General features: G+C 72.5%; 7 protein-coding genes. 6 read left to right on the forward strand and 1 reads right to left on the reverse strand.

All coding sequences use genetic code 11. The features are described from left to right. Positions 1 to 28: 28 nt before the first annotated feature. The 6 genes from gltB to EBO15_RS23425 all read left to right on the forward strand — a co-directional run bounded on the left by gltB (position 29) and on the right by EBO15_RS23425 (position 9,268). The gene (gltB, locus tag EBO15_RS23400) at positions 29 to 4,585 is read left to right on the forward strand and encodes a glutamate synthase large subunit (RefSeq protein WP_122196576.1); all 4,557 of its coding nucleotides are present in this window, start codon (positions 29 to 31) and stop codon (positions 4,583 to 4,585) included. 17 nt (positions 4,586 to 4,602) lie between these two features. After that, positions 4,603 to 6,066 carry a glutamate synthase subunit beta gene (locus EBO15_RS23405; RefSeq protein WP_122196577.1) on the forward strand — a complete coding sequence of 488 codons (1,464 nt, stop codon included), beginning with the start codon at positions 4,603 to 4,605 and terminating at the stop codon, positions 6,064 to 6,066. A gap of 498 nt (positions 6,067 to 6,564) precedes the next feature. Then, positions 6,565 to 7,641, forward strand: coding sequence for an alpha/beta hydrolase (locus EBO15_RS23410; RefSeq protein ID WP_233616385.1), 1,077 nt, complete (start codon positions 6,565 to 6,567; stop codon positions 7,639 to 7,641). A 298-nt stretch (positions 7,642 to 7,939) separates the two neighbouring features. Further along, entirely contained in the window at positions 7,940 to 8,446 is a 507-nt protein-coding gene (locus EBO15_RS23415) for a mycothiol transferase (protein ID WP_122196579.1), read from the forward strand. A 106-nt stretch (positions 8,447 to 8,552) separates the two neighbouring features. Further along, positions 8,553 to 8,915: a VOC family protein gene (locus tag EBO15_RS23420; RefSeq protein WP_122196580.1), complete on the forward strand. Its 363-nt coding sequence runs from the start codon at positions 8,553 to 8,555 to the stop codon at positions 8,913 to 8,915. After that, positions 8,912 to 9,268 carry an MmcQ/YjbR family DNA-binding protein gene (locus EBO15_RS23425; RefSeq protein WP_199744757.1) on the forward strand — a complete coding sequence of 119 codons (357 nt, stop codon included), beginning with the start codon at positions 8,912 to 8,914 and terminating at the stop codon, positions 9,266 to 9,268. The genes EBO15_RS23420 and EBO15_RS23425 overlap by 4 nt, the downstream gene beginning before the upstream one ends. A 34-nt stretch (positions 9,269 to 9,302) precedes the next feature. Here the strand turns inward: EBO15_RS23425 and EBO15_RS23430 are convergent. Continuing rightward, positions 9,303 to 10,326, reverse strand: a 1,024-nt coding sequence (locus tag EBO15_RS23430) for a YncE family protein (RefSeq protein ID WP_147481622.1), incomplete at its 5' end; no start/stop codon positions are given.

Raw genomic sequence — 10,326 nt, forward strand, 5'->3', positions numbered from 1 at the left:
AGTGACACCACGACGACGGGAGGGTTTGATGGCTTCTGCTGCCCTCACCCCGGGCCTTCCACAGCACCAGGGCCTCTACGACCCGGCCAACGAGCACGACGCCTGCGGCGTCGGCATGGTGGCGGATCTGAACGGTCGCAAGAGCCACGACATCGTGAGCAACGCCCTGACCGTCCTGCGCAACCTCGACCACCGCGGCGCCGTCGGCGCCGAGCCGGACGACGGCGACGGCGTGGGCATCCTCGTCCAGATCCCGGACGCGTTCTTCCGCGACGTCTGCGACTTCGCCCTGCCCGAGGCCGGGTCCTACGCGGCGGGCGTCGCGTTCCTGCCGAAGGACGAGGCCGACCGCGCCGCGACGGTCGAGCGCATCGAGACGCTCTGCGTCGAGGAGGGCCTGACCGTCCTCGGCTGGCGCGAGCTGCCGCACGACGCGTCCCACTGCGGACCGGCCGCGCGCCGGGTCATGCCGCACTTCGCGCAGCTGTTCCTGACGGCCGCCGCGCACGGCCCGCACGCGGGCAAGGCCGGTCTCGAGCTGGACCGCGTCGTGTTCTGCATGCGCGAGCGCGCCGAGCAGGACACCACCGCCTACTTCCCGAGCCTGTCCTCCCGGACGATCGTCTACAAGGGCATGCTCACCACGCCGCAGCTCGAGCCGTTCTTCCCCGACCTGTCGGACGAGCGGTTCACCTCGGGCATCGCGCTGGTCCACAGCCGGTTCTCGACCAACACGTTCCCGGCGTGGGAGCTGGCGCACCCGTACCGGTTCATCGCGCACAACGGCGAGATCAACACCGTCCGCGGGAACCGGAACTGGATGCGCGCCCGCGAGGCGCTGCTGAAGTCCGACCTGCTCCCGGGCGACCTGTCCCGGATCTTCCCGGTGATCGACATCGAGGCGTCCGACACGGCGTCGTTCGACGAGTGCCTGGAGCTGCTGCACCTCAGCGGGCGCAGCCTGCCGCACGCGGTGCTGATGATGATCCCGGAGGCGTGGGAGAACCACACCGAGATGGACCCGGCGCGCCGCGCCTTCTACGAGTTCCACTCCACCCTGATGGAGGCGTGGGACGGCCCGGCGTCGGTGACGTTCACCGACGGCACGGTCGTCGGCGCCGTCCTGGACCGCAACGGGCTGCGCCCCGGACGGTACTGGGTGACCGACGAGGGCTTCGTGGTGCTGGCGTCCGAGGCCGGGGTGCTGGACATCCCGTCCGACCGGGTCGTCCGGAAGGGACGGCTCCAGCCCGGCAAGATCTTCCTGGTCGACACCGAGGCCGGGCGCATCATCGAGGACGACGAGGTCAAGGCCGAGCTCGCCGCGCAGCACCCGTACGGGGAGTGGCTGCACGAGGGCCTGGTCCGGTTCGAGGAGCTGCCGCGCCGCGAGCGCGAGATCCCGACGCACGAGACGCTCGTCAAGCGGCAGCAGACGTTCGGCTACTCCAACGAGGAGCTGAAGGTCATCCTGTCGCCGATGGCCCGGACCGGCGCCGAGCCGATCGGGTCCATGGGCACCGACACCCCGATCGCGGTGCTGTCGGAGCGCCCGCGGCTGCTGTTCGACTACTTCAAGCAGCTGTTCGCGCAGGTCACCAACCCGCCGCTGGACGCCATCCGCGAGGAGCTGGTGACCAGCCTGCAGTCCACCCTCGGCCCCGAGGGCAACCTGCTGGAGCCCGGCCCGGACTCGTGCCGCCGGCTGGTGCTGCCGACCCCGATCCTGGACAACGACGAACTGTCCAAGATCATCCACATCGACGACGAGGGGTCGCTGCCGCACCTGCAGGCCCACGTCGTCCACGGCCTCTACGACGTGCACGGCGGCGGCGAGGCGCTGCGGGCCCGGCTCGCGGAGATCTGCGCCGAGGTGTCCCGGGCGATCCGGGGCGGCGCGCGGATCATCGTGCTGTCCGACCGGGGCAGCGACTCGGGCCGCGCGGCCATCCCGTCGCTGCTGCTCACCGGCGCCGTCCACCACCACCTGATCCGGGAGCGGACCCGCACCCGGGTCGGCCTGGTGATCGAGACCGCCGAGGCCCGCGAGTGCCACCACATGGCGCTGCTCATCGGGTACGGCGCGTCCGCGGTGAACCCCTACCTCGCGCAGGAGACCGTCGAGGACCTGGTCCGCACCGGCGTCCTCGCCGGCGTGGACGAGACCAAGGCCGTCCGGAACCTGGTGAAGGCGTACGGCAAGGGCGTCCTGAAGGTCATGTCGAAGATGGGCGTGTCCACGGTCGCGTCCTACACCGGCGCGCAGATCTTCGAGGCGGTCGGGCTCGGCGCCGAGGTCGTGGACCACGCGTTCACCGGCACCACGTCCAAGCTCGGCGGTGTCGGGTTCGACGTCCTGGCCGACGAGGTCGCGCGGCGGCACGCCCGCGCCTACCCGGCGGGTGGCAACGAGCCCGCGCACCGCACCCTCGAGGTCGGCGGGGAGTACCAGTGGCGGCGCGAGGGCGAGCCGCACCTGTTCGACCCCGAGACCGTGTTCAAGCTCCAGCACGCCACCCGCACCCGCCGCTACGAGATCTTCAAGGAGTACACCTCCCGGATCGACGAGCAGGCCGGGCGGCTGATGACGCTCCGCGGACTGTTCCGGTTCAGGGACGGCGAGCGCCCGCCGGTGCCGATCGACGAGGTCGAGCCCGTGTCGGAGATCGTCAAGCGGTTCTCCACCGGCGCGATGTCCTACGGGTCGATCTCCGCCGAGGCGCACGAGACCCTCGCGATCGCCATGAACCGGCTCGGCGGCAAGTCCAACACCGGCGAGGGCGGCGAGGACCCCGGGCGGTTCGTCCCGGACGCCAACGGCGACCTGCGGCGCAGCGCCATCAAGCAGGTCGCGTCCGGACGGTTCGGCGTGACCAGCGAGTACCTGGCGAACGCCGACGACATCCAGATCAAGATGGCGCAGGGCGCCAAGCCCGGCGAGGGCGGCCAGCTGCCCGGCCACAAGGTCTACCCGTGGATCGCCAAGACCCGGCACTCCACCCCGGGCGTCGGCCTCATCTCGCCGCCGCCGCACCACGACATCTACTCGATCGAGGACCTCGCCCAGCTCATCCACGACCTGAAGAACGCCAACCCGGCCGCCCGGGTGCACGTGAAGCTGGTCGCGGAGGTCGGCGTCGGGACGGTCGCCGCGGGCGTGTCCAAGGCCCACGCGGACGTCGTCCTCATCTCCGGCCACGACGGCGGCACCGGCGCGTCCCCGCTCACCTCGCTCAAGCACGCCGGCGCGCCCTGGGAGCTCGGCCTCGCCGAGACCCAGCAGACGCTGCTGCTGAACGGGCTGCGCGACCGCATCGTCGTCCAGGCCGACGGCCAGCTCAAGACCGGCCGCGACGTCATCGTCGCCGCGCTCCTCGGCGCCGAGGAGTTCGGCTTCGCGACCGCGCCGCTCGTGGTGTCCGGCTGCGTCATGATGCGCGTCTGCCACCTCGACACCTGCCCGGTCGGCGTCGCCACCCAGAACCCCGTCCTGCGGCAGCGGTTCACCGGCCGGCCCGAGTTCGTCGTCACCTTCTTCGAGTTCATCGCCGAGGAGGTCCGCGAGCACCTCGCCGCGCTCGGCTTCCGCACGCTGGACGAGGCCGTCGGGCACGTCGAGATGATCGACACCAGGGACGCCGTCGCGCACTGGAAGGCGTCCGGGCTGGACCTGGCGCCGATCCTGCACGCCCCCGAGGTACCGGACGGCGCGTCCCTGCGCCGCACCACCACCCAGGACCACGGGCTCGACAAGGCCCTGGACAACACGCTGATCCAGCTCGCCGAGGGCGCGATCGCCTACGGCGACAAGGTGACGCTCGAACTGCCGATCCGCAACGTCAACCGGACGGTCGGCACCATGCTCGGCCACGCCGTGACGAGGAAGTGGGGCGGCGCGGGTCTCGCCGACGACACCATCGACGTCACCTTCACCGGCTCGGCGGGCAACTCGTTCGGCGCGTTCGTCCCGCGCGGCGTGACACTGCGGCTGGTCGGCGACGCCAACGACTACGTCGGCAAGGGCCTGTCCGGCGGGCGTCTCACGCTGCGTCCCCCCGCGGACGTGCCGTTCGAGCCGTCCGGGCAGATCATCGGCGGCAACGTCATCCTGTACGGCGCCACCTCGGGCGAGCTGTTCGCCCGCGGCGTCGTCGGGGAGCGGTTCTGCGTCCGCAACTCCGGCGCCACGGCCGTCGTCGAGGGCGTCGGCGACCACGCCCTGGAGTACATGACCGGCGGACGGGTCCTCATCCTCGGCCGCACCGGGCGCAACGTCGCGGCGGGCATGTCCGGCGGCGTCGCCTACGTGCTCGACCTGGTCGCCGAGCGGGTCAACCCGGAGATGGTCGACCTGGAGGCCCTCACCGCGCAGGACGCCGAGGACGTCCGCGTCCTGGTCGAGCGGCACCACGCCGAGACCGGATCCGGGACCGCCGCGGCGCTGCTCACCGACTGGGAGGCCGCCGCGACCCGCTTCACCAAGATCATGCCGCGGGACTACCGGCGGGTGCTGGACGCGGCCGAGGCCGCCCGCGCCGAGGGCCGCGACGTCGACGAGGCCATCATGGCCGCCGCGCAGAGCTGAGAGGGGGACCACCGAACATGGCCGACCCGAAGGGTTTCCTGACCGCCGGGCGGGAGCTCCCGCAGCGCCGCCCGGTCGACGTCCGCATCAAGTCCTGGACCGAGGTGTACGAGGAGTTCGCCCGGCCCAAGGTCGAACGGCAGGCGAGCCGCTGCATGGACTGCGGCGTCCCGTTCTGCCACCAGGGCTGCCCGCTCGGCAACCTCATCCCCGAGTGGAACGACCTGGTGTACCGCGGCGACTGGCATGACGCCGTCGAGCGGCTGCACGCGACCAACAACTTCCCCGAGTTCACCGGGCGGCTCTGCCCGGCCCCGTGCGAGAGCGCCTGCGTCCTCGGCATCAACCAGGACCCGGTGGCCATCAAGCGGGTCGAGGTCGAGATCATCGACCGGGCGTGGGAGGAGGGCTGGGTCCGGCCCAAGCCGCCGTCCGTCCGGACCGGGAGGACGGTCGCGGTCGTCGGCTCCGGCCCCGCCGGGCTCGCCGCCGCGCAGCAGCTCACCCGCGCCGGGCACGACGTCACCGTCTACGAGCGCGCCGACCGGATCGGCGGCCTGCTCCGCTACGGCATCCCCGAGTTCAAGATGGAGAAGCGCCACCTCGACCGGCGGATCGAGCAGATGCGCGCCGAGGGCACCGCGTTCCAGACCTCGGTGAACGTCGGCGTCGACATCACGGCCGACGAGCTGCGCGAGCGGTACGACGCGGTCCTGCTGACCGGCGGCGCGACCGCGTGGCGGGACCTGCCCGTCCCCGGCCGCGACCTGCGCGGCGTGTACCAGGCGATGGAGTACCTGCCCCCGGCGAACAAGGTGCAGGAGGGCGACTCCACCGTGTCGTCCGTCCCGGCGACCGGCAGGCACGTCGTCGTCATCGGCGGCGGCGACACCGGCGCGGACTGCGTCGGCACCGCCCTCCGGCAGGGCGCGGCCTCGGTCACCCAGCTGGAGATCATGCCGACGCCGCCGCGGGAGCGGCCCGGCCACCAGCCGTGGCCGACCTACCCGATGCTGTTCAAGATGGAGAGCGCGCACGAGGAGCTCCGCGACCTCGGCGGCGAGCGCCTCTACGCGCTCAGCACGGTCGCGTTCCTCGGCGACGGGGACGGGAACCTGCGGGCGCTGAAGGTCGTCGGCGTCGAGGGCCCGGAGACCGGCTTCACGCCGATCCCCGGCACCGAGCGGGAGCTTCCGGCGCAGCTGGTCACCCTGGCGATGGGCTTCCTCGGCCCGGAGCGGGAGGGGCTGCTCGCGCAGCTGGGCGTCGACCTCGACCAGCGCGGCAACGTCCGGCGGGACGCCGACTACGCCACGAGCGTGGACAAGGTGTTCGCCGCGGGCGACATGGGCCGCGGCCAGTCGCTCATCGTCTGGGCCATCGCCGAGGGACGCGCCGCCGCGCACGGTGTCGACAAGTTCCTCACCGGCCAGACCGCCCTGCCGTACCCGATCCCGCCGACGGCCCGTCCTCTGGCCTGACCTGCCGGGAGCACTCCTGGTGAGCGGCCGGTCGCTTCTCGCGACCGGCCGCTCACCCATGTCCGGCTTCGGTCGTCCGGCGTGTCCCGGTTCGGGGGGCGGTGCCGGACGTAAAAAATTCTGAGCCGGCCGAACGGTGTCTGGAAGGTGCCTGATCATTGGCCGAACGCCGGTGAGGTGGGGAGAACGCCGTGTTCGCGGGGGCGCGCCGGGGGCGCGGCGGGGGCCTGGCACCGCCGCCCGGACGTCGCGAAACCACGTTTCCCAAGGTAAGCGGCAGGTGAAAATGCGGATACCGCGTATCGGGCCGGACTTTTTTACCTTTCTCCTGTCCTATAGTTGATCAGTCGCCCCGGGTATTTACGGACGGATGCCACTGTTCGGTCATGCCGTTGCCTCCCCGCGGCGTCCGCTTGAGCGAACCGCGGGCCATGACTCGGACCCGCGACACGGGGGTTTGCGCTGACTATGGGTCCTCATAGCACGGTGACGTTGCTGGTGGCGGTTTTCCTGGCCGTCCTGGCGTTCGCCGGCTGCATGGCCGTGTGGAACCGGATCCCGGGGCCCGGCGTCGTCCGGCACATCGGACATGCCGGGATGATCCTGCTCTGCCAGGTCACCGCGCTCGCACTGGTCGGGCTGCTGATCAACAACGCGCGCGGGTTCTACGGCACATGGTCGGAGGTGTCGGCCGACTTCCTCGGCACCAGCTTCGACGACGGCGGCGGCCAGGAGAGCAGCGTCGGCGGCGCGGGCGGCGGCCACCACAGGTCCGGCCTGGTCGGCCCAGGCCCGCTCACCCAGAAGCACTTCAAGACCGACCAGGGGCGCAAGAGCCTGGAGGCGAGGTTCACCGGCCCGGCCTCGCACGTCACCGGCCGCGCCGTGATCTACCTCCCGCCGGGCTACAAACGCGACTCCCGGGCGTCCTACCCGGTCGTCCAGCTGTTCGGCGGCACCCCGGGCGAGCCCACCACCTGGTACGGCGACCTGAACGTCGGCAACCAGATCGACCAGCTGATCAACGCGCGGAAGGTCAAGCCGTTCATCCTGGTCTCGGCGTCCATCAACGTCGCGGGCGGCAAGCCGAACGAGTGCACCGACATCCCCGGGCAGACGCCCGTCGCGACGTGGCTCACCAAGGACGTCCGCGACTTCATGTACCAGAACTTCCGCGTGAAGACCGACGCGGCGTCCTGGGCGACCATGGGCTACTCGGAGGGCGCGTACTGCGCGGTCAAGTTCCCCCTCCAGCATCCGAACCTGTACAGGACGGGCGTCGGCATCGCCGGGACGTACGAGTCCACCGACCCCGTGATCCGGCACAACGCCAAGCTCCTCAAGGCGAACGCGCCGTACGAGCTGCTGCCCAAGGCCCCGGCCGTGCGGCTCCTGCTCGCCACCGGCGGCCGCGACCCCGAGGCCCCGCCGTCCGAGATCGACAAGTTCATGGGGCACGTCCGCCCGCCGACCGCGGTCACCAAGTACACGACCAAGATCGGCGAACACGGCACCGTCGTGTGGCGGAACATGCTCCCGTTCATCCTCGGCTGGCTCAACAAACAGGTCTCCTGACACCGGCCCCGGCGACGCCCGCCGGGCGCCGTCACCGGCCCGGACGCCCCTTGTGCCAAGGCCCGGTTTCGGATACTTTCCGGGCGCCGGACCAGCGTCGCCCCAGGGACCCCGCGACGCCCCGCTCCAGCACACCGCCGCCGCGGACGACGCGGCCACGGCACCGTCCCGCACTCCGGGACCGCGGGCCCGGCCACCCACCGCTGGGGTGGCCGGGCCCACCCGCCCCACCTGCGCTCCCGTCCTCTCCGGGGGCGGCGGCGGGGGAATGTCGGAGGCGCGGGCTAGAGTCGCCAGAATGAACGTCAACGAGGTGTTCGGTGATCTCTACGGACGCATCCCGCCGCTCGTCCGCGACGCGGTGGCGGGACTGGACGCGACGGAGCTGGCGACCCCGCCCGAGCCCGGCGCGAACACGATCGGCTGGCTGGTGTGGCACCTGACACGCGTCCAGGACGACCACATCGCCGACGTCCTGGGCAAGGAGCAGATCTGGCAGACCGGCGACCTCGCCGCGCGCTTCGACCTCCCGGCCGACCCGGGCGACACCGGCTACGGCCACACCCCGGAGGACGTCGCGGAGGTGCGGCCGACGGCGGAACTGCTGACCGAGTACTACGACGCCGTCCACGCCCGCACCGAGGAGTTCCTCGCCGGCCTTACCCCGGACGCCCTCGACCGCGTCGTCGACGAGCGCTGGAGCCCGCCGGTCACCCTCGGCGTCCGGCTCGTCAGCGTCGCCGACGACTGCCTCGAGCACGCCGGGCAGGCGGCCTACGTCCGCGGCCTGCTGCAACGCCGCTGACCAGCCCTCACCCTCACCCTCACCCTCGTCCCGTCCCGCCCCGCCCTTGCCCGCGGCGGGGCGGCCCCGGCCACCGTTGTCCCGACCGACCAGTGGAGAAGCACCCGTGAGCGTGGAACTCCTGGGCCTGCGCACCGTGATCTACCCGGCCCCGGACCTGGCCGCCGCCAAACTCTGGTGGACGTCCGTGCTCGGCATCGAGCCCTACTTCGACGAGCCGTTCTACGTCGGCTACGAGGTCGGCGGATACGAACTCGCCCTCGACCCCGACGGCGCCCCGGACGACGGCCCCATCGTCTACTGGGGCGTCGACGACGCCGCGGACGCGGAGGCCCGGCTCATCGCCGCGGGCGGACGGTCGCACACGGCGTGCCGCGAGGTCGGCGGCGGCATCGAGGCCGCGGTCGTCCGCAACCCGGTCGGCGACCTGGTCGGCGTCATCCGCAACCCGCACTTCAAGCTCCCGTGAAGCCCGGCGACGTCACCGGGCACTGCCTCGGCCTCCCCGGCGCCACCGAGGACTTCCCCTTCGGCGAGCAGCCCGCCGTCTACCGCGTCGGCGGCAAGATCTTCGCGCTCCTCGCCGAGGACGCCGACCCGCCGCGCGTCAGCCTGAAGCTGCCCCCGGACGAGGTCGTCGCCCTGCGCGCCGAGTTCCCGGACACCGTCCTGCCCGGCTACCACCTCAACAAGCGGTACTGGGTCACCGTGCTGCTCGACGGCGTCCTCGACGCCGAGATGGTCCACGAGATGCTCGAGCAGTCCTACGACACGGTCGCCGCGAGCCTCCCGCGCCGCCTCCGCCCGGCGCCCCGAGCCTGACCCCGCCCTCCGGGGTTCAGGCGCGGGGACACGGTCACGGGGTCGGGCCGAACGCGATGGCCTGCGGGCCCGCGTTCACGGGCTTGGTGCCGACACCGCCCACGATCGTCGCCGTGACCCGCCCCGACGCGGTGTCGATCACCGAGACGCTGCCGGAGAAGAGGTTCCCGACCCACGCCTCCCGCCCGTCCGGGGTGAGCGTCACCGGCGCGGGCAGCTTGCCTACCCTCACCTGCCCGGTGACCCTGCGGGACGCCAGGTCCACCACGGCGACCGTCCCCGCGTTCATCCGCGCCACGTACGCGCGGCGCCCGTCCGGGGCGACGGCCACACCCCACGGCCCGTCCGGCGTCGCGATCCGCGCGGCGACCTGCCCGGACACGGCGTTCACCAGCCACGTGTCGCCGCCCCGCGGATTGGTCACCAGCACCCGCCGCCCGTCCGGCGTGACCGCGACGCCCTGCGCGCCACCCGGATCGGCCACCCTCCCGACGACCTTGCCCGCCGCGGTGTCGACCACGGCGAGACCGCCCGCGTAGGTCACGTACGCGCGGCGGCCGTCCGGCGCGAACGCGATCTGGTGCGGCGCGGTGCCCACCCGGATCGTCCGGGTGACACGGTCGGTGCCCGTGTCGATGACCTTCACCACGTCCGAGCCGCCCGCGCCCGTGTCACCGCCCGTCACCGCCGCGTACACCGCGCGCCCGCCGGGCGCCACGGCCACCGCCTGCGGATACGGCCCCACGACGATCTTCCGCACCGCGCCGGACGCCAGGTCCACGGCGGCGACGTCGTACTGTCCGGTTTCGGCGACGTACAGCGTCCGGCCGTCCGGCGTGACGGCCAGGCCGTGCGCCGCGTCCGTCCTGATCCTCGTGGCCGTGATCAGGTGCGTCGCCGCGTCCACCTGCGCGACCCGGTCCTGCGACGACAGCGCCACGAACCCCTGGAGCCGGCCCGGGGCCGCCCGCGGCCCGCCGTCCGCGCCCGGCGAGGGCGACCACGCGCCGGGGTTCGCGGCGATGTTCGCCGGACGCGGCGGCGGGGCCGCCGTCCCG

The organism is Actinomadura harenae, from assembly GCF_003696215.1.
In the GTDB taxonomy this organism is placed as follows: Bacteria; Actinomycetota; Actinomycetes; order Streptosporangiales; family Streptosporangiaceae; genus Spirillospora; species Spirillospora harenae.

What these genes read in the sequence shown, in the direction of transcription:
- EBO15_RS23415 (WP_122196579.1), top strand. Translation starts at nt 7,940, where the DNA reads ATGAACGTCAACGAGGTGTTCGGTGATCTCTACGGACGCATCCCGCCG.
- gltB (WP_122196576.1), top strand. Translation starts at nt 29, where the DNA reads ATGGCTTCTGCTGCCCTCACCCCGGGCCTTCCACAGCACCAGGGCCTC.
- EBO15_RS23405 (WP_122196577.1), top strand. Translation starts at nt 4,603, where the DNA reads ATGGCCGACCCGAAGGGTTTCCTGACCGCCGGGCGGGAGCTCCCGCAG.